The sequence below is a fragment of the Pseudomonas sp. WAC2 genome, from assembly GCF_030403525.1.
Lineage (GTDB): Bacteria > Pseudomonadota > Gammaproteobacteria > Pseudomonadales > Pseudomonadaceae > Chryseomonas > Chryseomonas luteola.
Window position 1 is genome coordinate 70,534 of the sequence record NZ_JAUEPD010000005.1, and the last position, 25,799, is coordinate 96,332.

22 protein-coding genes and 1 riboswitch are annotated in these 25,799 nt (G+C 56.3%); of the genes, 8 read left to right on the forward strand and 14 right to left on the reverse strand.

Going from position 1 to position 25,799, the window contains the following annotated elements; all coding sequences use genetic code 11:
- Positions 1-4 precede the first annotated feature (4 nt).
- Positions 5-619, reverse strand: a complete 615-nt coding sequence (locus tag QWJ10_RS12120; RefSeq protein ID WP_150346722.1) for a DedA family protein — start codon at positions 617-619, stop codon at positions 5-7.
- Positions 620-936: 317 nt separating this feature from the next.
- Here QWJ10_RS12120 and QWJ10_RS12125 point away from each other — a divergent pair, with 317 nt between their 5' ends.
- Both QWJ10_RS12125 and QWJ10_RS12130 read left to right on the forward strand, forming a co-directional pair.
- Positions 937-2,313, forward strand: a complete 1,377-nt coding sequence (locus QWJ10_RS12125; RefSeq protein ID WP_289926639.1) for a uracil-xanthine permease family protein — start codon at positions 937-939, stop codon at positions 2,311-2,313.
- Positions 2,314-2,421: 108 nt separating this feature from the next.
- Complete coding sequence (locus QWJ10_RS12130; RefSeq protein WP_289926640.1) at positions 2,422-2,904, forward strand: metallophosphoesterase family protein; 483 nt, start codon at positions 2,422-2,424, stop codon at positions 2,902-2,904.
- Positions 2,905-2,913: 9 nt separating this feature from the next.
- Here QWJ10_RS12130 and QWJ10_RS12135 read toward each other — a convergent pair whose 3' ends face one another.
- The 3 genes from QWJ10_RS12135 to QWJ10_RS12145 form a co-directional block, all read right to left on the reverse strand.
- Positions 2,914-4,404, reverse strand: coding sequence for an NCS1 family nucleobase:cation symporter-1 (locus QWJ10_RS12135; protein WP_289926643.1), 1,491 nt, complete (start codon positions 4,402-4,404; stop codon positions 2,914-2,916).
- Positions 4,405-4,794: 390 nt separating this feature from the next.
- The gene (locus QWJ10_RS12140) at positions 4,795-5,415 is read right to left on the reverse strand and encodes a TetR/AcrR family transcriptional regulator (RefSeq protein WP_289927222.1); all 621 of its coding nucleotides are present in this window, start codon (positions 5,413-5,415) and stop codon (positions 4,795-4,797) included.
- A gap of 65 nt (positions 5,416-5,480) precedes the next feature.
- Entirely contained in the window at positions 5,481-5,885 is a 405-nt protein-coding gene (locus QWJ10_RS12145) for a hotdog domain-containing protein (RefSeq protein WP_010795573.1), read from the reverse strand.
- Positions 5,886-6,071: 186 nt separating this feature from the next.
- Positions 6,072-6,167, forward strand: a riboswitch (S-adenosyl-L-homocysteine riboswitch).
- A gap of 69 nt (positions 6,168-6,236) precedes the next feature.
- Between QWJ10_RS12145 and ahcY the strand changes: the two genes are divergently transcribed.
- The 3 genes from ahcY (at position 6,237) to QWJ10_RS12160 (ending at position 10,703) form a co-directional block, all read left to right on the forward strand.
- Positions 6,237-7,643, forward strand: coding sequence for an adenosylhomocysteinase (gene ahcY, locus QWJ10_RS12150; protein WP_010795574.1), 1,407 nt, complete (start codon positions 6,237-6,239; stop codon positions 7,641-7,643).
- Between the two features lie 117 nt (positions 7,644-7,760).
- Positions 7,761-8,609 (forward strand): methylenetetrahydrofolate reductase [NAD(P)H], encoded by an 849-nt coding sequence (metF, locus tag QWJ10_RS12155; RefSeq protein ID WP_289926648.1) that lies wholly within the window; start codon positions 7,761-7,763, stop codon positions 8,607-8,609.
- A gap of 147 nt (positions 8,610-8,756) precedes the next feature.
- A complete protein-coding gene (locus tag QWJ10_RS12160) occupies positions 8,757-10,703 on the forward strand; it encodes a DEAD/DEAH box helicase (protein WP_289926650.1) in 1,947 nt (648 codons plus the stop codon).
- Between the two features lie 89 nt (positions 10,704-10,792).
- Here the strand turns inward: QWJ10_RS12160 and adeC are convergent, their stop codons facing one another.
- The 6 genes from adeC to QWJ10_RS12190 form a co-directional block, all read right to left on the reverse strand.
- Complete coding sequence (gene adeC, locus QWJ10_RS12165; protein WP_289926653.1) at positions 10,793-12,313, reverse strand: AdeC/AdeK/OprM family multidrug efflux complex outer membrane factor; 1,521 nt, start codon at positions 12,311-12,313, stop codon at positions 10,793-10,795.
- 2 nt (positions 12,314-12,315) lie between these two features.
- On the reverse strand, positions 12,316-15,453 hold the full coding sequence (locus tag QWJ10_RS12170) for an efflux RND transporter permease subunit (protein ID WP_125887426.1): 3,138 nt from the start codon (positions 15,451-15,453) through the stop codon (positions 12,316-12,318).
- Positions 15,454-15,467: 14 nt separating this feature from the next.
- A complete protein-coding gene (locus QWJ10_RS12175) occupies positions 15,468-16,682 on the reverse strand; it encodes an efflux RND transporter periplasmic adaptor subunit (protein ID WP_289926657.1) in 1,215 nt (404 codons plus the stop codon).
- A 383-nt stretch (positions 16,683-17,065) separates the two neighbouring features.
- Positions 17,066-17,644 (reverse strand): YceI family protein, encoded by a 579-nt coding sequence (locus QWJ10_RS12180; RefSeq protein ID WP_026003820.1) that lies wholly within the window; start codon positions 17,642-17,644, stop codon positions 17,066-17,068.
- Positions 17,645-17,674: 30 nt separating this feature from the next.
- A complete protein-coding gene (locus QWJ10_RS12185; protein ID WP_289927225.1) occupies positions 17,675-18,223 on the reverse strand; it encodes a cytochrome b in 549 nt (182 codons plus the stop codon).
- 197 nt (positions 18,224-18,420) lie between these two features.
- Positions 18,421-20,019, reverse strand: a complete 1,599-nt coding sequence (locus QWJ10_RS12190; protein WP_289926658.1) for a flavin monoamine oxidase family protein — start codon at positions 20,017-20,019, stop codon at positions 18,421-18,423.
- Between the two features lie 131 nt (positions 20,020-20,150).
- Between QWJ10_RS12190 and QWJ10_RS12195 the strand changes: the two genes are divergently transcribed.
- A complete protein-coding gene (locus QWJ10_RS12195) occupies positions 20,151-21,554 on the forward strand; it encodes an adenosylmethionine--8-amino-7-oxononanoate transaminase (protein ID WP_289926661.1) in 1,404 nt (467 codons plus the stop codon).
- A 71-nt stretch (positions 21,555-21,625) separates the two neighbouring features.
- Here the strand turns inward: QWJ10_RS12195 and trxB are convergent, their stop codons facing one another.
- Positions 21,626-22,588 (reverse strand): thioredoxin-disulfide reductase, encoded by a 963-nt coding sequence (trxB, locus tag QWJ10_RS12200; RefSeq protein ID WP_010795584.1) that lies wholly within the window; start codon positions 22,586-22,588, stop codon positions 21,626-21,628.
- A gap of 177 nt (positions 22,589-22,765) precedes the next feature.
- Positions 22,766-23,365, reverse strand: a complete 600-nt coding sequence (locus QWJ10_RS12205) for a peroxiredoxin (protein ID WP_289926664.1) — start codon at positions 23,363-23,365, stop codon at positions 22,766-22,768.
- A gap of 236 nt (positions 23,366-23,601) precedes the next feature.
- On the opposite strand from QWJ10_RS12205, the gene cysZ reads away from it, so the two are divergent.
- On the forward strand, positions 23,602-24,372 hold the full coding sequence (gene cysZ, locus QWJ10_RS12210; RefSeq protein WP_019364878.1) for a sulfate transporter CysZ: 771 nt from the start codon (positions 23,602-23,604) through the stop codon (positions 24,370-24,372).
- Positions 24,373-24,400: 28 nt separating this feature from the next.
- Here the strand turns inward: cysZ and QWJ10_RS12215 are convergent, their stop codons facing one another.
- A complete protein-coding gene (locus QWJ10_RS12215; protein WP_010795587.1) occupies positions 24,401-24,883 on the reverse strand; it encodes a glutathione peroxidase in 483 nt (160 codons plus the stop codon).
- Positions 24,884-25,009: 126 nt separating this feature from the next.
- On the reverse strand, positions 25,010-25,495 hold the full coding sequence (locus tag QWJ10_RS12220; RefSeq protein ID WP_010795588.1) for a peptidylprolyl isomerase: 486 nt from the start codon (positions 25,493-25,495) through the stop codon (positions 25,010-25,012).
- 11 nt (positions 25,496-25,506) lie between these two features.
- On the opposite strand from QWJ10_RS12220, the gene QWJ10_RS12225 reads away from it, so the two are divergent.
- Positions 25,507-25,764 carry a DUF3565 domain-containing protein gene (locus QWJ10_RS12225; RefSeq protein ID WP_233432114.1) on the forward strand — a complete coding sequence of 86 codons (258 nt, stop codon included), beginning with the start codon at positions 25,507-25,509 and terminating at the stop codon, positions 25,762-25,764.
- Positions 25,765-25,799: the final 35 nt, after the last annotated feature.

Below are 25,799 nucleotides of genomic sequence, written 5' to 3' on the forward strand. Positions count from 1 at the left end.
CCGTCTAGCCTTCCCGGCAGTCTTCCCGGCTGTTGGTTTTAAACAGGCGATACAGGTAAACGAGCACAATCACTGCCAGAACTATTTTGGAGGCCGGATCCAAAAGCGTCGCGACACGCTCGTATTCGGCATTCAGCAGGTAACCCGCCAGTGTCAGCACCGTTGTCCAGATCAAAGAACCCGCCAGGGTATACCCGGCGAAGCGACGAAACGGCATATGGGCAATACCGGCCGGTACAGAAATCAGGGTACGGATTGCCGGTACCAGGCGGCCAAAGAAGACAGCCTTACTGCCATGCGACCTGAACCAGAGAGAGGCCTCACTGACGTCCTTGGCCGAAAGAGTCAGCCAGCGCCCGTAACGCTGCGCCAGCTTGCGCATGCGCGCCTCTCCCCATACCGCACCAGCGTAATACCACGGTAGCGCGCCCAGAAAGGACCCCAACGTTCCCGCCAGCACCACGCCGATGAAATTCAGCTCCCCTCTCGCCGCTAGAAACCCTGCCAGCGGCATAATGACCTCCGATGGAATAGGCGGAAACACGTTTTCCAGAAACATGAGCAAAAGAATGCCCAGGTAACCCCCCTGTTGAATTAACCCTGTGATCGCGTCAAACACGCAAAAGCCCTCGGTAAAAGAAGAAGGTATGGGCAACCTGGCTGCTGGATCTGCATGGCATGACTGCTGAAGTGCTTGCCATGAAGCCCGGCGGGATTGGAGTAGTGAATGCCAAGCGCCTGCCATCAGAACAAGGCCTAAGACCCTGGATACTGGTAAAGTTAGGCCGTGGGACTTTCGTCTTTATTACTGAACGTTAACGCCATGCCCAAGGCGCATGGCAGCAGCCTGTCCTATCGCCCGTCTCTTTTATGAGATGAAGACTGTGCGGCGCATCACCGGAACAGTACACTTGCCGCCTTTTGCGGAACCGCTACATGAGCCAGCCGGACGCCTCTCCCTCCCGCCATGAACTGGTCTACGGCCTCGACGATCGGCCTCGCCTGCCTATCGCCCTGCTCGCTGCGTTGCAGCATCTGCTGGCGATCATCGTGCCTATCGTCACTCCAGGCCTTCTAATTTGCCAGGCACTGGGTGTCTCACCACGGGATACCAACCTGATCGTGTCCATGTCCCTGGTGATTTCAGGCATTGCCACGTTCATCCAGTGTCGCCGTTTCGGCCCGTTCGGGGCAGGGCTACTAATCGTTCAGGGTACCAGCTTCAACTTTGTCGGCCCCTTGATCGCTGGCGGCGCGCTGATGGTCAAGCAAGGCACGCCGGTCGAAGCCGTAATGGCTGCCATTTTTGGCGTGGTCATGGCAGGCTCTTTCGTCGAGATGGGTATCTCCCGGATATTGCCTTTCGTTAAGCGCCTGATTACTCCGCTGGTAACCGGCATCGTGGTGCTGATGATCGGTCTTACCTTGATCAAGGTCGGACTCATCAGTATGGGCGGCGGCTTCTCAGCCATGAGCCAGGGCACCTTTGCCAACGGCGAGAATCTACTGCTGTCCGGTGTGGTGCTGGCAATCATCGTCGTGCTCAACCGCGTTCGCGTGGTATGGGTGCGTAGCGCGGCCATCGTCATTGCGCTCCTGGTCGGCTACGGCCTGGCGGCCTATCTGGGACGTCTGGACTTTACCGGCATGCATGAAGCTCCTCTGTTCCAGGTGCCGGTTCCCCTGCATTTTGGGCTGGGTTTTTCCTGGGCACTGTTCGTTCCCATGCTGGTGATCTATCTCGTCACCTCCCTGGAAGCCATCGGTGACGTGACCGCAACCAGTAAAGTGTCCCGCCAGCCAGTAGAAGGTCCGCTCTGGATGGCTCGGATCAAGGGCGGTGTACTGGTCAATGGAGCCAATTCCTTGTTGGCCGGACTATTCAACAGCTTTCCCAGCTCAATCTTTGCGCAAAACAACGGCGTGATCCAACTGACGGGTATCGCCAGCCGCCACGTCGGGCTGTGGATTGCCGTCTTTCTCGTTCTGCTCGGCCTGTTTCCAGCCGTTGCTGGCATTATTCAGGCCGTACCAGAGCCAGTATTGGGTGGCGCCGCACTGGTGATGTTTGGCGCCGTTGCAGCTTCGGGGATCAACATTCTGGCCGGCATTCAGTTGGACCGCCGTGCCCTGTTGATTATTGCCGTTTCCCTGGCACTGGGTCTGGGTGTGTCCCAGGTCCCTGAGTTTCTCGCCCACATGCCAGCAGCGCTACGTGATGTGCTGAATTCAGGTGTGGCCACAGGAGGGCTTTGCGCTCTGATCATGAACTGGTTCCTGCCAGACAGCACCACAGACATAGCACAGGAATAAAGGGCGCTTGTGATCGACGCCTGCACTGGGCGTCGATCACACTCATTCAACCCTTACACACTTTATCGGTCAAAGGTTATACAGACCCAGCCTGTGTACGGGAGAACCATGCCTGTCTCCAACCATCCGATTTTTCGCATTGGCGTTATCGCCGATACGCACAATCTTCTGCGTCCCGGCGCATTGAGCGCACTTGAAGGGAGCGACCATATCATCCATGCCGGTGATATCGGCAAGCCCGAAATTCTTGAGCGACTTCGGGAAATAGCTCCCCTTACCGTCGTCCGCGGCAATAACGACACGGACGACTGGGCCCAGACCCTACCTGAAACAGCTACGCTTCGTTTTGGCGAGGTCGACCTCTACGTGATCCACATCCTCCAGGATCTAGTGATTGATCCGGCGGCCGAAGGTATTCGCGTCGTAATCTGCGGGCATTCACATAAGCCAAAACGGGAGGAGCGCGAGGGCGTACTCTACTTCAACCCAGGCAGCCCTGGCCCTCGCCGCTTCAAGCTGCCTGTCTCTCTGGGACGCCTGACCATACAGGGTACTGAGGTAAACGCCGAACTCATTACCCTGGAAGTCTAGTCAGGGCCTTCACAGCGAAGGCCTGGCCAGCGGCGCCGGGCTGCGATGATGCTGCCCGGCGCAGGCAAAGTAGATCACCCCACCAAGTGCCGAACCGGTAAACCAGCCGTAATCGTAAAACCAGGTCATGACACCCGTTGTCAACGCCATGAGCGTCAGCACGACAGGAATGCCGAACGCGACGAAGCCTGCCACGTTGTAGGCTGGGTAATAGTCGTCACGGTATAACCCGGCCAGATCAAGCTGCTGCTTTTTCACGATGAAGTAGTCCACCACCATGATGCCGGCGATGGGTCCCAGAAGACTGGAGTACCCCAGCAGCCAGTTCGAATACACGCTCTCCAAGCTGACATCCGAGACGATCCAGCCTAGTTTCTTGAGCAGTTCATGGGCCATCAGCGCCAGGCCCACCAACCCAGTTATCAATACGGCTCGGGTCCGATTGATGAGCCGGGGCGCAAGATTCTGGAAATCATTCGTGGGCGAAACGATATTGGCAGCTGTATTGGTCGACAGCGTCGCAACTACGATCAAGGCCATGGCCAAGGCGACCCAAACAGGGCTCTGGATATGACCGATAAGCGAAACCGGATCAGACACCGTCTCGCCCACCAGGGCCGCCGAAGCGGCCGTCATTACCACGCCCAAAGAGGCAAACAGGAACATGGTGACCGGCAGGCCAATCACTTGTCCTATGATCTGATCCTTCTGGCTTCTGGCATAGCGACTGAAGTCTGGAATGTTTAACGAGAGAGTCGCCCAGAAACCCACCATGGCAGTCAGACCTGCCAGAAAATATTTGGTCCCCCCCTCGCCTTCCGGTCGTTTGGCTGGCTGGGACAGGAGTTCCGTCATCGACACATGGGGCATCGCCCACATCAGAAGACCGACCCCGACAAGTAACAGGAGTGGTGCAGACAAGGTCTCCAGCCACTTGATCGACTCGGCGCCTCGAATGACCACCCATAGATTGGCCGTCCAGAACACCATGAAGCCAATGACCTCACCCGTACTGCCCAAGGCCTTCCAGCCCTCGAAAAGTGACCCGAGAAACAGGTGAATCGCCAAACCGCCAAACATCGTCTGGATGCCAAACCAGCCGCAGGCCACGACTGCTCGAATCAGGCAGGGTACGTTCGAGCCCAGAATGCCAAAGGAGCTGCGCAGAAGGACCGGAAAAGGAATCCCGTACTTGGTGCCTGGAAATGCATTTAATGTCAGGGGAATTAGCACGATCAGGTTGGCCAGCAGAATGGTAGCCAGCGCCTCGCCCACTGATAATCCAAAGTAAGCCGTCAGTACGCCACCCAGGGTGTACGTGGGTACGCAGATGGCCATGCCCACCCACAGCGCTGCGATATGCCACTTATTCCAGGAACGCTCCGCTACCTGAGTAGGCGCCATGTCGTGGTTATAACGTGGGCTGTCCAGAACATCCGGGCCGGCATGAAGCTCATGAAGACCATCGCGCACAATCACTTCGGATCTGTTGTATGGCATGGCATGCTCTCCCTGTTTTCTCTCATAGGGGTGAGTAGGTCCTGCTAGCAGGCTGATCGCCCTTTCTCTCAATAAGCGTGCCGGAACCGTGATCGAAAGCAGTCAGGGGTGCGGGCCTTGCGCTAAGTCCTTGATATCGCATCTGGAATATTGGTTTGCCTAGCAAGGAAATGACAGCTGATCACCGAAGCGAAGCGTCCTAACAGCATTGTCAGGAATCAAACTGGTGCAGAAAAAAGCAGTGTGATCGCTTGCAAGCGTTGCAAAAGCAACCAACTCATTGATTAAGTTCAGAAAAGCCAAGCCATAGCCTGTGCAACAATTTGGTGAGCGGCGATCACCAAGGCAGCGCCGGATACCCTTTATTCCTGACAGCTGCGTTAGGAGTGTTCAAGGTTCCAGGCCAATCCCACGCAGGACAACCGCCGTCACCGTCTGTACAGCCTGCTCGAACTGGCGGTCGCTCAAGGGCGTATGACCGTTGATTAGGTCGATCTGATAATTGAAATCTGCATAGTGCTGAGTCGAGGCCCAGATCATGTAGAGTAGATAAGCCGGCTCTACCGGCAGGATACGCTTGTCATCCACCCACTGCTTGATCTTGGCCTGCTTGAGTCTGGCCCACTCCATCAGGTGTTCATCCAGAGCGGCCCCTAGCAACGGTGCACCATGCATGATTTCGTTGGCCCAGATCTTAGAGCCATAGGGACGCGTACGGGAGTGGCTCATCTTGGCGCGGATATAGCTCGTCAGCACTACCCGGGGGTCATCGAACTGCTCGAAACAGATGGCATCCTGTTTCCAGAGTTCCAGTAATCCGAGCACCACCTCACGGTACAGGTCATCCTTGGTCGAGAAGTAATAATGCAGGTTCGACCGCGGCAGCTCTGCTTCCTGGGCAATATCGCCCATGGAAGCAGCACCAAACCCTTTCTCGGCAAATACCTTTTCGGCAGCCAGCAATATCTTCTGCGTATTCCTGCGGCGGATCTCGATCTTGTGATTAGCCATGGCATTTCCGATACGAGCAGTAAACGCCAAGGCTACTCCAAGGTCTGTCGCGAACCTAGACCGACTCAGGCGCCCTTTTCTTCATCCTTGAACTGATCTTCGATGTACGTGATCTTCGTCTTGCCATGGGGAGTCGGATTACCCTCCTCGTCCAGGTTGACGAAGACGATCTTATCGATGGTCAGGATGCTCTTGCGGGTAATCTTGTTGCGGACTTCACAGCGCAGGGTAATGGAGCTGCGGCCAAATTCAGTAGCCGTGATCCCTAGCTCGATGATGTCACCGATACGCGATGCGCTAACAAAATTGATCTCGGAAATATATTTGGTGACGACCCGCTGGTTGCCCAACTGAACGATGGCATAAATCGCAGCCTCTTCGTCTATCCACTTCAGCAGGCTGCCGCCAAACAGAGTGTTGTTGGCGTTCAGATCCTCGGGCTTTACCCACTTGCGTGTATGGAAATTCATGTCGTCTCCTTGAGTAATAGCGGTCCACAAGCTTAAACCCTTCCGCCGGTTAGAGAAGCCATCGAAGCGGTCGTTCCTCTCTATGCAGTCAATTACTGATCATCATGAATCCGGTACACCTACAAAGCCTGAGGATTGCCCGCTATACTTCGAGCCCATGGCGATTCTCAAATCGCTACCCGCCATCCTACCGAGGGGCGCTGCAGCAGGGTTTCCCTGTCAGGCTCGGGGGAGCGTAGCCGCAGGCCTGGCCTGCACACGCATCAACGGCGCCCATTCGCATTTACAGCTGTCCTGCAGCGGCACGTTATCGCCGGGGCAGCCAACAACTTCGAACGAATGGAGAGCTTAATGAGCGCTGTTATCACGCCTGCCGGTTTCAACGACTACAAGGTTGCCGACATTTCCCTGGCTGACTGGGGCCGCCGCGAAATCATCATCGCCGAGTCCGAAATGCCAGCCCTGATGGCCTTGCGTCGCAAGTACGCCGGTGAGCAACCGCTCAAGGGTGCCAAGATTCTGGGCTGCATCCACATGACCATCCAGACTGCCGTGCTGATCGAAACACTGGTCGCGCTGGGCGCTGAAGTGCGTTGGTCCTCCTGCAACATCTTCTCTACCCAGGATCAGGCCGCTGCCGCCATTGCTGCTGCCGGTATTCCGGTCTTTGCCTGGAAAGGTGAAACCGAAGAAGAATATGAGTGGTGCATCGAGCAGACCATCCTGAAAGATGGCCAGCCCTGGGATGCCAACATGGTCCTGGACGATGGTGGCGACCTGACCCAGATCCTACATGACAAGTATCCGCAGGCCCTGGAAAAGATTCACGGCGTTACTGAAGAAACCACCACTGGTGTACATCGCCTGCAGGACATGCTGAAGAAAGGCACCCTGAAGATCCCGGCGATCAACGTCAATGACTCCGTTACCAAGAGCAAGAACGACAACAAGTACGGCTGCCGCCACAGCCTGAACGACGCCATCAAGCGCGCTACCGACCACCTGCTCTCCGGCAAGCAGGCGCTGGTTGTCGGCTATGGCGACGTAGGCAAGGGTTCTGCTGCCTCCCTACGCCAGGAAGGCATGATCGTGAAAGTGTCCGAAGTCGACCCGATCTGTGCCATGCAGGCCTGCATGGACGGCTATGAAGTCGTTTCGCCCTACAAGAATGGCCAGAACGATGGCACCGAAGCCTGCGTTGATGCCGATCTGCTGGGCAAGATCGACCTGATCGTCACCACAACCGGCAACGCCAACGTCTGCGACGCCAACATGCTGAAAAAGCTGAAGAAGCGCGCCGTGGTGTGCAACATCGGCCATTTCGACAATGAAATCGATACAGCCTTCATGCGCAAGAACTGGGGCTGGGAAGAAGTGAAGCCGCAGGTTCACAAGATTCACCGCACCGGTAAGGACATCGATCCGGCCAACGATGATTATTTGATCCTGCTGGCTGAAGGTCGCCTGGTCAACCTGGGCAACGCGACCGGCCACCCAAGCCGCATCATGGACGGCTCCTTTGCCAACCAGGTTCTGGCGCAGATGCACCTGTTCAACGAGAAGTTTGCCGACCTTCCTGTAGTCGAAAAGACCAAGAACGTCACGGTCATGGTTTTGCCCAAGAAGCTGGACGAAGAAGTGGCGCTGGAAATGGTCAAGGGCTTCGGCGGTGTCGTGACACGTCTGACCAAAGAACAGGCGGACTACATCGGCGTTGAGCAGGACGGCCCGTTCAAGCCGGAAACCTATCGCTACTAAGCGGTAGGCAACAATCGACACGGAGAAGGTTTTCCCCTTCTCCTCGGCAGTTCAGGACAACACCGCCCAAGCGGCGGTGTTTCTTGAGGAAGCGCCAATGCGCTCCAGGGATTACCCATGACTCGTACCACACCCAACGTCAGTTTCGAGTTCTTCCCGACGAAGACCGAAGCCGGCCACGAAAAATTGCTCAATACTGCTCGCCAGCTGGCCGGCTACTCCCCAGAATTCTTCTCCTGCACCTATGGTGCTGGCGGTTCCACCCGGGACCGTACCCTCAATACCGTTCTTCAGCTCGACAGCGAGATTCGGATTCCCACAGCGCCTCACCTCTCCTGCGTAGGCGACTCCAAGGCCGAATTACGGGACCTGCTGATTCGCTACCGTGAAGCGGGCATCACGCGTATTGTGGCACTACGCGGTGATCTTCCTTCCGGCATGGGGATTTCCGGCGGCGAACTGCGTTACGCCAACGAGTTGGTCAGCTTTATCCGCGAAGAAACCGGTGATCATTTTCACATCGAAGTTGCCGCTTATCCGGAAGTTCATCCCCAGGCACGCAACTTCGAAGCCGATCTCGCCAATTTTGTTCGCAAAATCAAGGCTGGAGCCAACGGCGCGATCACACAATACTTTTTTAATGCCGACAGCTACTTTCATTTTGTCGACAGAGCGTGCAAGCTAGGCGTAGACGTACCCATCATTCCTGGCATCATGCCGATTACCAACTACAGCAGCCTGGCTCGCTTTTCCGAAGCCTGTGGCGCCGAAATCCCACGCTGGATTCGCAAGCAGTTGGAAGCGTATGCTGACGATGTCAAAAGCATTCAGGCGTTTGGCCAGGAAATCGTGACAGATATGTGTGAACGCTTGTTGGCTGGCGGAGCGCCTGCCCTGCACTTCTACACATTGAATCAGGCTGAACCCAGTCTGGCTATTTGGAATAACCTTGGCTTTAAAAGCTGAACATCATCGCCTGGAGCCATTTTCCAGCCTTCCACCCAGCGCAGGGCGGTAGCGTGTGGAGAAGACGAACACATTATTGTCGTCAGTTTCAGGCGAAACCGCGCCCCAACGTCGGCGGGACGCCGACTTAGTAGACAGGAACCCCGCATGTCCTTCACTTCCCTCGGTCTCTCCGAGGCCCTATCCCGCGCAGTAAACGACGCGGGTTATGTCAACCCGACTCCCGTTCAACAACGGGCCATTCCCGCTGTACTGCAAGGCCGTGACCTGATGGTTGCCGCCCAGACCGGTACTGGCAAGACGGGTGGATTCGCCCTCCCCGTTCTCGAGCGGCTCTTTCCGAACGGACAACCTGACGGCAAAAAAGCCGGTCCGCGCCAAGCCCGTGTGCTGGTATTGACGCCTACCCGGGAGCTGGCCGCCCAAGTGCATGATAGTTTCAAGATCTATGCACGCGACCTCCCCATGCGTAGCACCTGCATCTTTGGGGGTGTTGGCATGAAGCCTCAGGTTACTGCGCTCTCCAAGGGCCTTGACGTCCTGGTAGCGTGCCCTGGCCGCCTGCTGGACCTTGCCGGTCAGAATAACGTCGATCTGTCAGCCATCGAGATTCTCGTGCTGGACGAAGCTGACCGCATGCTCGACATGGGCTTCATTCACGACGTGAAGAAGGTTCTCGCCCTGCTTCCCAAAGAACGGCAGAACCTGTTGTTTTCGGCAACGTTCTCCAAGGACATTACCGACTTGGCCGACAAGCTCCTGCGTAATCCCGAGCGCATCCAGGTCACGCCGCCAAACACCACGGTCGAGCGTATCGAGCAGCGTATCTTCCGTATTGCCGCCGCCCAGAAACGCGCCTTGCTGGCTCACCTGATTACCGTTGGTGCTTGGGAACAAGTGCTGGTTTTCACACGAACCAAGCATGGTGCCAACCGCCTGGCTGAGTACCTGAATAAGAACGGCCTTCCTGCTGCGCCGATCCATGGAAACAAGAGCCAGAACGCACGCACCAAAGCGCTGGCCGATTTCAAGGACAATGCCATTCGCGTGCTCGTGGCAACCGATATTGCCGCTCGCGGTCTGGACATCGACCAGCTTCCCCATGTCGTCAACTTCGAGTTGCCGAACGTGGAGGAAGATTACGTACACCGCATCGGCCGTACAGGTCGTGCCGGTCGTAGCGGCGAAGCCATCTCCCTTGTGTCTCCCGACGAGGAGAAACTGCTGCGCGCCATCGAGCGCCTGACCAAGCAGAATATCCCTGACGGCGACATGCAGGGCTTTGATCCTGCCAGCGCACCGGTTGAGAAAGTGGAAGCGCGTGAGCCACGCGAGCCCCGTCGCCAGGCACGACAGCCACGTGCACCCCGCAAAGAGCAGCCTGCAAGAGCAGCGGAAGGTGAAGCTTCTGCTGAACACGCAGCATCGCAGCAGGAGGAGCGGCAGGCACGCCAGCCACGTCGTGGCCGCCAGCAGAACCAGAGTCAGAGTCAGGACCAGGCACGCGCCGGTAGAAACAAGCCACGTCAGGAGCGCAGCGGCGAGCGCCAGCCCCAGCAGACAACTCAGAGCCCCCAGAACCGCGATCCGGAAGAATTTCTGGATGACGATTTCGATAACTTTGGTAACCGGGTTGATTATGTCAGTCCTTACCAAGGCAAGAATCGCCGTAATGGTGGCCCGCGCCGTCCAGGTCAAGGGCAACCGCCGCGTACCCATAGCCAAGGCGCAGCAGCGACTTCAGGCGCTGCGGCTCAAGCACGCCCGCCCCGTCCTAGACAAGGTGCGGCCAATGCTAGCAACGCGCCTGTAACCGACAGTCGTGGCCCAGCTCAGAACAAGCGTCGCAACAAGCCGGCCGGACAACGTCCCCGTCAGGAGAATCGTCCTTACCAGCCACGCGAACCCCGTGAGCCGCGTCCCGCTATGACAGAGGAGCGTGCACCCAGCAAGCCGCAACCCCGCATTCTGCACAAGCCTTCTCGTGCAGACCGCATGCTGACGCCTGAGCAGCTGGATTCGCTCCAGGTTCGTCCAAAGGCTGAAAAGCCTGCCTTGCTGACACGTAATCGCTCGGCTGACGCTGACGCTTGATGCGTTTTCCCTCCAGCGCAGGCTGGAGGGAAAAATAGGCATAAAAAAAAAGCCGACTCAATCGAGTCGGCTTTTTTATGTCCGCCTTACTAGCGCTTTGATGTGATTGCGGGCGTCGCACTGACGTTGTTATCCGTCGTACGCTCCAACCAACCACCGCCTAACGCCTTGTACAGCGTCACACTGCTGTTGAGCTGATTAAGGCGGTCTGCGAGCAGCTGCTCCTGAGCCGAATACAAGGATCGCTGCGCATCAAGCACAGTCAGGTAGTTATCGATGCCCTGACGGTAACGCTTCTCAGCCAGATCGTAATACTCCTGACTCGCCTTCACCAGATCACGCTGGGCCTGAAGCTGATCATCATAGGTTCCCTGCGCTGCAAGAGAATCAGACACTTCCTGGAAGGCTGTCTGGATAGCTTTCTCATACGCAGCAATATTGATGTCCTTCTGGATCTTGGCCGCATCCAGGCTTGCCTTCAGACTGCCTGCGGTAAAGATTGGGATATTGATGCTGGGCGCAAACGTCCAGTACCCCGAATGAGCATCAAACAAACCAGATAGCTCACTACTGCCTGTTCCGCCCTGCGCCGTCAGGCTGATACTTGGGAAGAACGCAGCACGGGCCGCACCGATATTGGCATTGGCTGCCTTGAGGTTAAGCTCGGCCTGCAAAACATCCGGACGGCGCTGCAATAACTGCGACGGCAAGCCAGCTGGCAGCTTAGCCAGTAGGTCATTGTCATCCAGGCTCTTGCCGGCTGGTAGATCGGTCGGCAAGGGTGCGCCCAACAGCAACCCCAGCGCATTGCGATCCTGCGCCTCCTGACGAGTGTACTGCGCAAGACTCGCCCGAGCGCCTTCCAGCGCCGTACGGGACTGACGTAGATCCAGACCGCTACCTACCCCATTATCCAACAGACGCTTGGTCAGATCGAATGAGCGCTGATAAGCGTCCAGTGTATCGCGGGTAAGCTGGAGCAGTTTCTGATCGGTTTTCCAGGTGAAGTAGGCGTTGGCCACTTCGGAAATCAGGCTGATCTGCGTACTGCGCCGCGCCTCAACGGTTGCAAAATAACTTTGCAAGGCCTGCTCATTCAGACTGCGCAGCCGACCAAACAGATCCAGCTCATAGGCCGACATGCCAAGCGTTACCGTGTATTGGCTGTTGATCGAGCCGCTACGAGAGCTTCCTGCGCCAGCCTGACCAGTGCTTTGCAGCAACTCCTGGATCGCCGCTGCCGAGCTCATGTCTGCTGGCGTACGCGTCCGCGAACCATTGGCATTGACGCCAATGGTCGGGAACAGCTCTGCACGCTGGATGCGATACTGCGCCTGATACAGGCGAACATTCAGAGCCGCCTGCCGCAGATCACGGTTGTTATCCAGAGCGACTTGAATCAGACGCTGCAATTGCGGATCGCTGTAAAACTCACGCCAGCCAATGTCGGCCGTGTATTCCGAACCACTGCTGGTTGGATTGCCTTTGTACGCCTCGCCTTGGGGCCAAGCGTTTTCCACAGGCGATGCAGGCCGCTCGTAGTCGGGAATCAGGGTGCAGCCCGAAAGCAGCACTGCCCCTATTGCGATGGATAAAAGAGACTTCTTCATACTCAATGTCTTCCCTCGGCGCCTGATTCCTGCTCACGTGAAGCCTTGTCCTTGAACAGACTGCTGACCACGACGTAGAACATGGGAATCCAGAAGATCGCCAAAACGGTTGCGGTTACCATCCCGCCAATCACGCCCGTACCAACCGCATGCTGACTACCGGAGCTGGCACCATTGGAGATGGCCAGCGGAACCACACCCAAGATAAAGGCCATGGACGTCATGATAATCGGGCGTAGACGCATCCGTGCGGCTTCTACGGCGGCATCGACAATGTTCTTGCCGCCCTCGTGCAACTCCTTGGCAAACTCCACGATCAGAATCGCGTTCTTGGCTGACAAACCAATGGTGGTTAGCAGACCCACCTGGAAGAACACGTCGTTTGCCAAACCTCGGAAGTAGGTAGCCAGGAGCGCACCGATCACGCCCAGCGGTACTACCAGAATGACCGCAATCGGGATCGACCAGCTCTCATACAGTGCTGCCAGGCAGAGGAAGACCACTACCAGGGACAAGGCATACAAGGCAGGCGCCTGCGAACCTGAAAGTCGCTCTTCGTACGACATGCCGGTCCAGGCAATACCAACGCCCTGCGGTAGCTCCTTGGCCATGTTCTCGATTTCGGTCATGGCATCGCCCGTACTGTAACCAGGCGCAGGAGAGCCCTGGATCTCGACAGACGAGATACCGTTATAACGCTCAAGCTTGGGTGAACCGTAGACCCACTCGCCATGGGCAAAGGCCGATACCGGCACCATCTCACCATTGCTGTTACGTACGTACCACTTACTCAGATCTTCCGGGTTCATCCGTGAATCGGCTTCGCCCTGTACATACACACGCTTTACGCGGCCTCTGTCGATGAAGTCATTGACGTAACTGGAGGCCCAGGCAATTGACAAGGTCTGGTTGATATCGGTCTGGGACAGACCCAGCGCACGGGCCTTTTCATCGTCGATGATCAGCTTGTACTGCGCTTCGTCATTCAAACCATTGGGGCGAGTCTGAGTCAGCTTCGGATTCTGTGCCGCCATGCCCAGCAATTGATTCCGCGCCTCCATCAACTTTTCATGGCCAAGGCCGGAGTTGTCCTGAAGATAGAAGTCGAAACCGGTGGCGTTACCCAGCTCAAGTACCGCTGGCGGAACGATGGCGAAGATCATGGCATCCTTGATCTGCGACAGATAACCCATGGCGCGTCCGGCTACAGCACTGGCGCGATCCTTGGCATCCGGACGTTCCTCCCATGGCTTGAGCTGAACGAATGCAAGGCCGGAGCTCTGACCACGGCCGGCAAAGCTGAAGCCGTTGACCGTAAACATGGAGCTGACTGCCGACGGCTCGTTTTTCATCATCATTTCGCGCATCTGATCCAGCGCAACCTGAGTACGGGCCGCAGACGAGCCGGTCGGCGTGGTCACCTGCACGAAAATTACACCTTGGTCCTCCTCAGGCAGGAAGGATGATGCAATGCGAGTAAACATGAATACCATGCCAGCCAAGATCACGACGTACACCAGCAGGAACGGAACCTTATGACGGATAACAGTAGCGACACTGCGCTCATAACGGTTCACGCCACTGTCGAACTTGCGGTTGAACCAGCCAAAGAAGCCACGCTTCTCGTGATGATTCTTGTCGACCGGCTTGAGGATCGTGGCACACAGCGCTGGCGTTAGGATCAAAGCAACCAGCACCGACAGGGCCATAGCGGAAACAATGGTGATCGAGAACTGCCGATAGATCACCCCGGTCGAGCCGCCAAAGAAAGCCATCGGCACGAATACCGCTGACAGCACCAGAGCGATACCCACCAGCGCGCCCTGGATCTGATCCATGGACTTGCGGGTCGCTTCCTTGGGACTCAGCCCCTCTTCCGCCATGACCCGTTCGACGTTTTCCACCACGACGATAGCATCGTCTACGAGCAAACCAATCGCCAGTACCATTCCGAACATGGTCAGAATGTTAATGGTAAAGCCAGAGGCAAACAGGATACCGAACGTACCCAGCAAGACGACCGGAACTGCAATGGTCGGGATCAAAGTAGCTCGGAAGTTCTGCAGGAACAGATACATCACGAGGAATACGAGCAGAATCGCTTCGCCTAAAGTCTTGACCACTTCATGAATGGAAGCAGTTACAACAGGCGTAGTGTCGTACGGATACACCACTTCCATGCCTTCAGGCATGAACGGCTTGAGCCGATCGATGGTTGCACGTACCGCCTTAGAGGTATCTAGCAGGTTAGCCCCTGTTGCCAGACGCAGCGCCATACCCGACGCAGGCTTACCGTTGAACTGAGCGTCGATCGAATAATTTTCACCGCCCAGCTCGATACGTGCGACGTCACGCAGCCGCACCTGGGAACCATCGGGATTGACCTTTAGAAAAATGTTACCGAACTGCTCTGGGGTTTCCAGACGGGTACGGCCAATGATCGTAGCGGTGAGTTGCTGGTTTTTAACAGCAGGCAAACCGCCCAGCGAGCCCGAAGCCAACTGGACATTCTGGCTCTGAATGGCATTGGAAACATCTCCGGGAATTAACTGATATTTATTCAGTTTGGCCGGATCCAGCCAAATACGCATGGCGTACTGCGAGCCGAAGACCTGGAAATCACCTACACCCGGGGTCCGCGCGATGGGGTCACGCATGTTGGATACGATGTAGTTGGACAGATCCTCACGAGTCAGGGAGTCGTTGTTTGACACCAGACCCACTACCAGCATGAAGTTACGCTGATACTTGGCCACCCGAAGGCCCTGCTGCTGCACCTCCTGAGGCAGAAGCGGTGTCGCCAGCTGCAGCTTGTTCTGTACCTGAACCTGCGCAATGTCCGGGTCCGTGCCTTGGTTAAAGGTCACGATAATGGTCATGCTGCCATCGGAGTTGGACTCCGAGGAGAGATAACGCAGGTTGTCGATCCCGTTCATCTGCTGCTCGATGACCTGGACGACTGTATCCTGAACGGTCTGTGCCGACGCGCCGGGATAGCTCACCTGGATCGAAACAGCCGGTGCCGCGATGTTCGGGTACTGGTTGATCGGTAGGTTAAGAATGGCGAGACCGCCCGCCAGCATGATCACCAGGGCAAGTACCCAGGCGAAAATGGGGCGGTCAATAAAGAATCTTGACATCGACAGCGGCTCCCTTATTGCTGCTTGTCGGCACTACCCTGCTGAGCAGGTTGTGCCGAATCGCCAGGCATGGCTACGTTGGTAGCTGGCTTGGTCGTAACCGAAGCACCCGGGCGAATACGCTGCAGGTTTTCCGTAATCAGTTGATCGCCCGCCTTCAGGCCATCGGAGATCAGCCAATTGGTGCCGATCGTACGCTCGGTCTTCACGGTACGCTGCTCAACCTTGTTGTCCGGCGTAACGACCATCGCTACGGCATTACCTCTCAGGTCGCGCGAGATGCCCTGCTGTGGCGCCAGGATAGCCGTCTGACGGACTCCTTCCTGCAGTTGCGCACGCACGAACATGCCTGGCAGCAACAAACGGTCAGGGTTGGGGAACTCTGCACGAATGGTAACCGAGCCGGTTCCCTGATCCACTGACACCTCAGAGAACTGCAGCTTGCCCAGATGCTTGTATTCGGAACCGTCTTCCAGCATCAGCTTCACCTGGGCGGCATCTTCACCCGCCCGCTTGATCAGACCGCTGTCCAGCTCACGTCGCAGACGCAGCATCTCGGTACTGGACTGCGTCACGTCCACATAAATGGGATCAAGCTGGTTGATGATGGCCAAGGCAGTCGCCTGATCAGCGGTAACCAGCGCACCTTCTGTCACCAGTGAACGACTGATCTGTCCCGAAATCGGCGCCGTCACCTTGGTATAGGCTAAATTGATCTCTGCAGTACGCAGATCAGCCTTGGCAGTCTCTACCTGGGCTTCGTTCTGCTTGAGAGTCGCCTGGGCGTCATCCGCTTCCTGGCGGCTGATCGCTTCGTCCTTTACCAAGGCAGCATAGCGCTGGGCCTTGAGCCGGTTGGACGCCATGGTCGCCTGCGCCTGTGCCAAAGTGGCCTTGGCTGCATTCAGGTTGGCCTGATAGGTACGGGGGTCGATCTGATAGAGCTGCTGGCCGGCCTTGACCTCAGAACCTTCCTTGAAGTAACGCTTCTGGAGAATACCACCGACCTGAGGTCTGACTTCCGCTACACGGAATGCCGAGGTTCGGCCAGGTAATTCAGTGGTCAGAGTAACAGGCTGTTCCTTGAGCGTAACCACGCCCACTTCAACCGCTTGAGGCTGTTGTTGCTGAGCCTGCTGAGCCTGATCCTGCTTACCGCATCCATTGAGCGTCAGCGTCGCCAGCAATAAAACCGGGACAAAATAAGCATGCGCCGACTTGATGTGCATATCGGAGTCCTTGAACAAAACCTTTGAATAGGGTGCTAGGCAACGCGACGCTATGCGGCCGCATCATTCTTGGCAGATTCTTGTGATCGCCCAATATACTTACGTACATGGTTGTTTGTAAACAGGAACAAGTCGCCTGCGGGGACTTATCCAAGCGATTGAAAAAACCATTTGGCATCTTGCTCCTGAGCTTTCAACAGACCCGCATTCGATGTGATGCGTTTCATGGTTAACAGGCTAGAGCACTGCTGAACTTGGTTATTTAGCCTAGACAGTGTGCAGAAGTTATGAAGATTTAAAGGCTATTATCACGTTTGTCAGACTAGGCCCATAAAAAAAGCGCAGCCCTTGCGGAACTGCGCTTTGTGTATCGAAATATTTAGTTACTGGCGTACACCTTCCAGTGACAGGGTCAACTCAACCTCTTGCGAAGCCGGACCCAGGTCACGTTGGATGTTGAAATCCTTGAGCTTGAGCTTGGTCGAGCCTTCAAATCCGGCGCGGTAGCCACCCCACGGGTCATTGCCCTGCCCCATCAGCTTGGCCTTGATCACGACAGGCTTGGTCACGCCGTTGAGCGTCAGATTGCCTTCGATGTCAGCTGCATTATCACCTGTCGGCGTCACCTTGGTGGACTCGAAGGTTGCCGTCGGATGCGCTGATACGTTCAGGAAGTCGGCGCTGCGTAAATGCTTGTCACGTTCGGCATGGTTGGTGTCGACGCTATCGGTCTTGATCGTAACCTTCACCTTGTCTGCAGACGGATTTTTTTCGTCATAGGTGAAATTGCCATCAAAATCCTTGAATGTTCCATAGAGCCAGCTGTAGCCCAGGTGCTGAATACGGAACTGAATAAAGGCATGCTGCCCTTCCTTGTCGATCTTGTAATCGGCGGCCATGGCGTGGCCGGCGGTCAACAGTGCAGTTCCCAATGCCAGAGCAGCGAAGCTTTTCTTCAACATCATGATGTCTCCCTTCTGAAATAGGTCACGTCATGCCCGGCGTCGGCCGAACATGCGTAACAATGTGGCATCGCGGTCGATAAAGTGGTGCTTGAGCGCGGCAAGTACATGCAGCCCGCTCAGAATGATCAACGTCCAGGCCAACCAGAGATGAATCGCCCCAGCCCAATCAGCCTGATCACGCAACCCACTGACGGTAGCCGGCACATTGAACCAGCCAAATACGTTGATCGGTTGGCCTTCAGCCGTCGAGATGAAATAACCGGCGACCATAACGCCCAGCATGAGCGCATACAGCGCCAGATGGCCAAACGTGGCAGCCAATTGAGTCGTTCGGCTTCCTTCGACGGCAGGCGGCCGGCTGACGAAACGCCAGACGATACGCATGAGCAGAGCGATTAGCAGAAGAATGCCGATGCCCTTGTGAATCTCGGGTGCTCGGTGATACCAGGGACTGTAGTAATCAAGCCCCCGCATCCACAGTCCAAGCCAAAAGAGGGCAACGATGGCGATCGCCATCACCCAATGCAGGGTTACGCTGACAAGCCCATAGCGATGCGGATCGTTACGCCAATTCATCATGAATCTCCTTGTTCATGCTGCTAGCAAGCCTAGCGATAAACGTATCGAAATGAAGCGGAAAAAGTTGCTTTAATCGATCGCTTTATTAGATACAACAAGACAACCGCTCTGGCTGAACGGAAAACGCAGGTGCTAAGAGGGGTAAAGCTAGAAGACCGCCCGGCAGGACGCCAGGCGGTGAAACATATCGTAAATCAATGCATCCAGGAGAACATACGAGAAAAGAGGCCCTTTTTCTCGTCAGTGGCCTTGGGTGCTGCGTCAGGCGCAAGGCTGGCAGGTTTGGTATCGGCAGGCTTGGTCTCAGGTACAGCGGACTTGCCTGCAGCGAGATCTTCAACCTGCCGAGCGGCCCGCTGACCACTAGCCAAGGCGCCTTCCAACGTCCCCGGATGCAGCGCATCGGTATGCTCGCCAGCAAAGACGACGCGTCCCTGAGGCTGCTCCCATACACGCCAATAACGGCTGACCTGTCCTGGCCCATAGGCCAGATAGGAACCACCTACACCCGGATCGGTGCTGTAGCGACGTACTTCATAGCCGGAAAATGCACCACGAGCTTTCGGATAAAAGGCATTCAGCCGGATCAGGACCTGATCTGCCAACTGGCGATCTCCGAACGCCTGCATCACACGGGCATTATCACCGGACAGGTTGATCAGCACGTTAGCGCCACCTTTCACGGCCGGCTCGATCCACAGCATGCCCAGCCCCTGATCACTATAGATTTCGCCAGACAGACGAGATTTGCTGTCCCAGACCGGCGTCTTGAACTTCAGAAGAATCTGGTCTCTCCATCCGTAGTTCGTGCCTTTGAGCGCAGCCCGCTGTGCCTCGGCCAGTTCCGGCGTCATTTGGATCGAGCTTAAGGCACGCAGGGGCACTGCCATGACCACATAATCGGCATGGTACCCCGTAGGCCCTACCTTGACGGTCACGCCATCCTTGTCCTGCGTGATAGCCGACACCTTGGAGTTGGGCTTGAGCGTCTTGATCTGCTTGACAAATGCCTGGGCCAGCACGGTACTACCACCCGGCAGACGGGCCGCACGCAAATCGGTGTCACTGATGTCCCGGTAGGCACGGGTCTGCTGAGCCAGATACAACAGCGACAGGCGCGATGGCTCATCATAGCGGCTACGGATACGCTGATTGATAAGTTTGCGCGCCAATGGCGGTAGGTTCTGCTTATCCAGCCAGCTGGCCACGTTCGTCTGATCCAGTGCGAACAGGCCTTTTCCAGCGGTCGGCTTGAGCGGATCGCTGATTGATGCCGCAAGCTCATCCAGCGCCTTGTCGACGCGCTTGAGTGCAGCGCTCACGTCCGGCATTTTTTGGGCAAGATCTTCTGGCGAATAATACTGCCCATCGATTAGATAACCCGGCGTGCGCACATAGCTAGGTGCATCGACTGTCTTGATCTTGAAGGTATCCAGATAGCTATTGAGGGCCGGCTGAGCCTTGGCATTACCGATCCATTCACTGGTCGCCAGCGCCGAGCGTCCGCCAACACTGGGCTTGGCTTCAAGCAGCGTCACCTGCCAACCCGCTTTCTGCAGTTCATAGGCCGAGGCCAGACCGGCCATGCCGGCGCCGATTACGATGGCCGACCGGCCATTACCTTTGGCAACAGGCTGCTCCGCTTCCTTTGCTGCCGGTTTCTCCGCATGTTTTTCAGCATGCTTTCCCGTATGCCCTTGGGCATGCTTATCCACCTTGTCTGCAGCCAGCGCAGATACGCTGAACAACCCATAAACAGCAAGCGCTCCGAGACGCGCTACACGTACCGACATCTTTCAGACTCCTCAGCCCCAACGGCGGTGCGCAGCATACGCCAGCGAAGCGGCATCCACTAGACGCGCCTTGCTACCGTTCGGAGCATTGCATAGGCTTGCCAGTCAAATGTGTTTGGAGGATGACCTTTATGGGCCTGAATGCCGAGTGGATGCAGCGTGACCTGGATGTATTGTGGCATCCCTGCACCCAGATGAAAGATCATGAGCGCTTGCCAGTCATCCCAATCAAATCTGGTCGTGGTGTATGGCTGGAAGACTTTGAGGGCAACCGCTATCTTGATGCGGTCAGCTCGTGGTGGGTCAATGTATTTGGTCATGCCAACCCACGTATCAACCAGCGGATCAAGGATCAGGTTGACCAACTGGAGCATGTGATCCTGGCCGGCTTTAGCCACCAGCCTGTGATCGAGCTGTCCGAACGACTGGTACAGCTGACCCCAGCAGGCCTTGATCGCGTCTTTTATGCCGATAACGGATCGTCCTGCATCGAAGTGGCGTTGAAAATGAGCTATCACTATTGGCTCAACAGCGGGAAGCCGGAAAAGAACAAGTTTGTCACCTTGACCAACAGCTACCATGGCGAAACGGTAGCGGCCATGTCGGTAGGCGATGTTGCGCTTTTCACCGAGACCTATAAATCGCTCTTGCTTAATACCTTCAAGGTTCCCAGCCCCGACTGTTATCTGCGCCCGGAAGGCATGGATTGGGAAACGCATTCCCGCGCCATGTTTGCCCATATGGAGCAGACTCTGGCGGAGCATCATCAGGAAGTAGCCGCTGTCATCGTCGAGCCGCTGATCCAGGGCGCTGGCGGTATGCGCATGTACCATCCGGTTTACCTGAAGCTACTGCGTGAGGCCTGTGACCGCTATGGCGTGCACCTCATCCACGACGAGATCGCCGTCGGCTTTGGTCGTACCGGAACGATGTTTGCGTGCGAGCAGGCCGGTATCCGCCCGGACTTCCTGTGCCTATCCAAGGCCCTGACAGGCGGCTATCTTCCTCTTGCAGCCTGCCTGACTACAGATGACGTCTACCAGGCGTTCTATGATGAATACGATACCCTGCGTGCGTTCCTGCATTCCCACAGCTACACAGGCAACCCGCTGGCCTGCGCCGCAGCCCTGGCAACGTTGGATATCTTTGCAGAAGACAAGGTAATAGAGGCCAATCAGGCACTGGCTGCAAGGATGCAACAGGCCACCCGGCATCTGGTGGATCATCCCAATGTCGCCGAAGTGCGCCAGACCGGAATGGCGCTCGCCATCGAGATGGTTCAGGACAAAGCCACCAAGACACCATTCCCCTGGCAGGAACGACGTGGCCTCAAGGTATTCCAGCATGGACTTACCCGGGGCGCCCTGCTTCGTCCGCTGGGTAACGTGGTCTACTTCTTGCCGCCCTACATCATCACGCCAGAAGAGATTGATTTCCTGGCCGAGGTCGCCAGTGAAGGAATCGACATAGCCACCCGTAAAACCGTACAGGCTCCAGTGAGCGGCTTTCATCCGAATCATCGCGACCCGGGTTGATTCAGCCAAACAAAAAAGCCCCGCACAAGCGGGGCTTTCTCATGAAACCACAGGGTTTACCAGAGACTGGCTTACCAGAGGTTATCGCCCAAGCCATCGAGGTAACGCTCGACATCCAGCGCAGCCATACAGCCAGCGCCCGCCGAGGTAATCGCTTGGCGGTAGGTGTGGTCGGCGATATCACCAGCAGCAAACACACCCTCGATGCTGGTTGCCGTAGCATTGGACTCACGGCCGCCCTTGACCACTACATAGCCATCCTTCAGCTCAAGCTGACCTTCGAACAGCGAGGAGTTTGGCGTGTGGCCAATCGCAACGAACAGGCCGGCAACCTGGATTTCATCCATGCTGCCATCGTTGTTCTTCAGGCGAACACCAGTAACGCCCATATTGTCGCCCAGCACTTCGTCTACAGCTGCGTTGAGCTTCAGCTCGATCTTGCCTTCGGCCACACGGGACTTCAGCTTGTCCTGCAGAATCTTTTCAGCGCGGAACGTATCACGGCGGTGGATCAGCGTGACTTTGCTAGCAATGTTGGCCAGGTAAAGCGCTTCTTCCACCGCAGTGTTACCACCGCCCACCACAGCCACTTCACGATTACGGTAGAAGAAACCGTCACAGGTGGCGCAGGCCGATACGCCCTTGCCCATGAAGCTCTCTTCGCTGGTCAGGCCCAGGTAACGGGCACTGGCGCCGGTTGCGATGATCAGTGCATCACAGGTATAGGTGCCACTGTCACCCGTGAGGGTGAAAGGCTTGTTGGCCAAATCCACACCGTTGATATGGTCGAACACGATCTCGGTTTCAAAGCGCTGGGCATGCTCACGCATCCGCTCCATCAGCGCAGGCCCTGTCAGATCGTGGGGGTCGCCCGGCCAGTTGTCTACCTCAGTCGTGGTAGTCAGCTGTCCGCCCATCTGCATGCCAGTAATCAGTAACGGCTTGAGGTTGGCGCGTGCAGCATAGACTGCCGCGGTGTAACCGGCAGGGCCGGAACCGAGAATGATGACTCGAGCATGACGAACTTCAGACATGTTTGTCTCCATGCCGCGCATAGGGCGCCGGCACACGTGCTAATAATAAAAAGGGCTGTCGAAGCACCAGGGGAAGGCTTACAAAGTCGACAGCCCGCGAACCGTGCGGGATTTCCCGCTTATTGTCCAGAACCTTGTCTAGATGGCAGGCCCGTGTAGGACCTGCCTGCCCAATAGTTACAGATTATGAGCATTTTCAGCCAGGTAGTTAGCGACGCCCTCTGCGTCGGCCTTCATACCTTTCTGCCCCTTGCGCCAGCCAGCCGGGCAGACTTCGCCATGCTCTTCGGTGAACTGCAGTGCTTCAACCAGACGCACCATCTCATCCACCTCCCGGCCCAGCGGCAGGTTGTTGACCACTTGATGTTGCACGACGCCTTCCTTGTCGATCAGGAAAGACGCTCGCAACGCCACGCCATCCGAATGCTCAATGCCATAAGCGCGAACTACTTCGTGCTTGACGTCAGCCACCATGGTGAACTCGACCGGGCCAATGCCGCCCTTCTCTACTGGCGTATTACGCCAGGCGTAGTGCGTGTAGGTAGAGTCAATGGACACACCAACGATCTCTACGCCCAGCTCACGGAATTTAGCGATGCGGTTATTGTGGGCAATGATTTCCGACGGGCAAACAAAGGTGAAATCCAGCGGCCAGAAGAACAGCACAACGTATTTGCCACGCAAAGTGGACAGCTGGAAGTTCTCGACGATAGTACCGTTAGCTAGAACAGCTGGAGCTGTAAAATCCGGGGCCTGCTTGTTTACCAGAACGCTCATTAGCCTCTCCTTAACGCGATAAGGCAGCAGCCTACGCGGCTTGCCGCTTTGGATAAAATGGCGAGTTTCAATCCAAATCATAGGCATAACCTATGCGGACCCGCCTGATGTCGGACACTATGGTACGCCACAACGCACAACCCTAGAATCACGTCACGGCTGTTTACAGGTCACTATTGGCATTCGACCGTAATAAGGCTTCATTATTGCGCTCTTACTCGCTACCGGAGTTTTGAATGAGCAAGCCTTTATCCGGCCTTTTGTATTTCAGTGAAGGCCTGAAACTGATCCTGCGGCCTGGCCTGCGTCGCTTTGTCGTGCTGCCCCTGTCGATCAATCTCATCCTGTTCATCGCAACGATCAGCTTTGCGCTAAGCAAGTTCAATGGCTGGGTGCATCATCTGATGCCCTCCATTCCTTCATACTTAAGCTTTCTGGATTATGTACTGGTACCGTTGCTGTACGTTTTTTTCTTCGTACTCGTCCTGTTCATGATCTATTTCACGTTCACCATGGTGGCTAACATCATTGCGGCGCCTTTCAACGGCTTTCTCTCTGAGAAGGTTGAGGTCGTGGTACGTGGCCAGGATGACTTCCCGCCGTTCAGCACGGGAGAGTTAGTTGCCATGATTCCCAGAACCATGGTGCGGGAATTCAAAAAACTGCGGTACTACCTACCCCGTGCACTGGGGTTATTGGTGCTCTCGTTCATTCCAGGGCTTAATCTGATTGCTCCACCGCTTTGGCTGCTGTTTGGCGTCTGGATGATGGCGGTGCAGTACATTGACTATCCGGCGGACAACCACAAGCTGGGCTTTACCGAAATGCTGGCCTGGTTACGTAGCAAGCGGACACGCTGCCTGGGATTTGGCGGAATTACGTACCTGGCCCTTTTGGTCCCGGTCGTGAACGTGCTGTTCATGCCTGCAGCAGTGGCCGGCGCGACGCTGTTCTGGGTCAGAGAGGGTGGCGCAAAGGCATTGCCTGCAGCGGGGGAGCCTCGGTAACTGCGCGGCTCGCCCCGCCGCCTTTGCGCTAGGGAAGCGCTTTCTCGATGGCCTGAACCAGATTGGGATCATCCGGCGCAGTTCGTGGGCTGAAACGAGCCAGAACCCGGCCATCGGGACCTACCAGGAATTTCTCGAAATTCCAGGTGATCTCTCCAGGAAACTCTGCACCTTCACCAGCCAACTGCCGGTACAGGGTATGACGTGTCGGGCCGTTTACCTCGATCTTGCTCGACAGGGGAAACGACACGCCATAGTTCGTGCTGCAGAATTGTTGAATATCCGCATCGCTTCCAGGCTCCTGGCCTGCGAATTGATTGCATGGAATGCCCAGGATGACCAACCCGCGGTCGCGGTAGGTCTGATACAGCGATTCCAGGCCCGCATATTGCGGGGTCAATCCGCATTTGGATGCCACATTAACCACCAACACCACCTTGCCTTTGTAAGGTGCCAGGGGGAGATCCTTCCCATCCAGCCCTTGCAAGGTGAGATCGTGGAACGCACTCATGATGTGCTCCTTGTGAATACAGTAGGCGTAAAAAAAGCGTCCGACCGGGCTGTTCCCTTTCGGACGCTCTCGCTTGGACATTCTAGTGTGGGTTCGTTCCCGCCACACCAGGATTTCCGTCGCGTTTTAGTGCTGATGACCACCTTCACCATGTACGTGACCGTGAGCGACTTCTTCAGAAGAGGCATCACGCACGTTCACAACCTTGACCTTGAAGTTCAGGCGCTGGCCAGCCAGCGGGTGGTTGCCGTCAACGGTCACGTCATCGCCATCGATGTCGCGCACGGTAACGATCTGCATGCCGCCGTCTGGACCGGAAGCGTGGAATTGCATACCCACTTCCAGCTCGTCCACACCTTCGAACATGCTGCGGTTCAGGGTAGCGACCAGCTCAGGGCTGTACTCGCCATAAGCATCTTCAGGCTCGACGGCAACGTTGAGTTCATCGCCAGCCTGCTTGCCTTCGAGCGAACGCTCAAGGCCCGGAATGATGTTGCCTGCACCGTGCAGGTATACCAGCGGGGCGCCGCCAGCGGAACTGTCGATAACCTCACCGGCGTCGTTGGTCAGGGTATAGTCGATGGAGACCGCTTTGTTGGCCGCAATCTGCATGGTAAAAACCTTTGAATAAGATGAATGAAAGGTCAAGTGTACGCGGCAATCGCCCCGATTGCGACCCACCGCCATCAAAGCAGACGAGTGTCATTCTGGATTTTTATCAGGATGAAGAGGGTCATTGGGTAGTTTTATTGAGTTGTGGGCACAGCCAGCACCTCCGCCACGACCCGCCCTGGCAAACCCGTACCTGGGTAACCGACGAGGCGCAGCGCTTGAAGCATATCGGGCAATCATTTCCATGCGGCTGGTGCGCCAAAAGCTGAGTAGCATGAGGCCAATCCGGTTTAATCCTGCCGTG

Excerpts from the sequence above, each read along its gene's own strand:
- QWJ10_RS12125 (WP_289926639.1), top strand. The coding sequence starts at position 937 with ATGAGCCAGCCGGACGCCTCTCCCTCCCGCCATGAACTGGTCTACGGC.
- QWJ10_RS12130 (WP_289926640.1), top strand. The coding sequence starts at position 2,422 with ATGCCTGTCTCCAACCATCCGATTTTTCGCATTGGCGTTATCGCCGAT.
- QWJ10_RS12135 (WP_289926643.1), bottom strand. The coding sequence starts at position 4,404 with ATGCCATACAACAGATCCGAAGTGATTGTGCGCGATGGTCTTCATGAG.
- QWJ10_RS12140 (WP_289927222.1), bottom strand. The coding sequence starts at position 5,415 with ATGGCTAATCACAAGATCGAGATCCGCCGCAGGAATACGCAGAAGATA.
- QWJ10_RS12145 (WP_010795573.1), bottom strand. The coding sequence starts at position 5,885 with ATGAATTTCCATACACGCAAGTGGGTAAAGCCCGAGGATCTGAACGCC.
- ahcY (WP_010795574.1), top strand. The coding sequence starts at position 6,237 with ATGAGCGCTGTTATCACGCCTGCCGGTTTCAACGACTACAAGGTTGCC.
- metF (WP_289926648.1), top strand. The coding sequence starts at position 7,761 with ATGACTCGTACCACACCCAACGTCAGTTTCGAGTTCTTCCCGACGAAG.
- QWJ10_RS12160 (WP_289926650.1), top strand. The coding sequence starts at position 8,757 with ATGTCCTTCACTTCCCTCGGTCTCTCCGAGGCCCTATCCCGCGCAGTA.
- adeC (WP_289926653.1), bottom strand. The coding sequence starts at position 12,313 with ATGAAGAAGTCTCTTTTATCCATCGCAATAGGGGCAGTGCTGCTTTCG.
- QWJ10_RS12170 (WP_125887426.1), bottom strand. The coding sequence starts at position 15,453 with ATGTCAAGATTCTTTATTGACCGCCCCATTTTCGCCTGGGTACTTGCC.
- QWJ10_RS12175 (WP_289926657.1), bottom strand. The coding sequence starts at position 16,682 with ATGCACATCAAGTCGGCGCATGCTTATTTTGTCCCGGTTTTATTGCTG.
- QWJ10_RS12180 (WP_026003820.1), bottom strand. The coding sequence starts at position 17,644 with ATGTTGAAGAAAAGCTTCGCTGCTCTGGCATTGGGAACTGCACTGTTG.
- QWJ10_RS12185 (WP_289927225.1), bottom strand. The coding sequence starts at position 18,223 with ATGAATTGGCGTAACGATCCGCATCGCTATGGGCTTGTCAGCGTAACC.
- QWJ10_RS12190 (WP_289926658.1), bottom strand. The coding sequence starts at position 20,019 with ATGTCGGTACGTGTAGCGCGTCTCGGAGCGCTTGCTGTTTATGGGTTG.
- QWJ10_RS12195 (WP_289926661.1), top strand. The coding sequence starts at position 20,151 with ATGGGCCTGAATGCCGAGTGGATGCAGCGTGACCTGGATGTATTGTGG.
- trxB (WP_010795584.1), bottom strand. The coding sequence starts at position 22,588 with ATGTCTGAAGTTCGTCATGCTCGAGTCATCATTCTCGGTTCCGGCCCT.
- QWJ10_RS12205 (WP_289926664.1), bottom strand. The coding sequence starts at position 23,365 with ATGAGCGTTCTGGTAAACAAGCAGGCCCCGGATTTTACAGCTCCAGCT.
- cysZ (WP_019364878.1), top strand. The coding sequence starts at position 23,602 with ATGAGCAAGCCTTTATCCGGCCTTTTGTATTTCAGTGAAGGCCTGAAA.
- QWJ10_RS12215 (WP_010795587.1), bottom strand. The coding sequence starts at position 24,883 with ATGAGTGCGTTCCACGATCTCACCTTGCAAGGGCTGGATGGGAAGGAT.
- QWJ10_RS12220 (WP_010795588.1), bottom strand. The coding sequence starts at position 25,495 with ATGCAGATTGCGGCCAACAAAGCGGTCTCCATCGACTATACCCTGACC.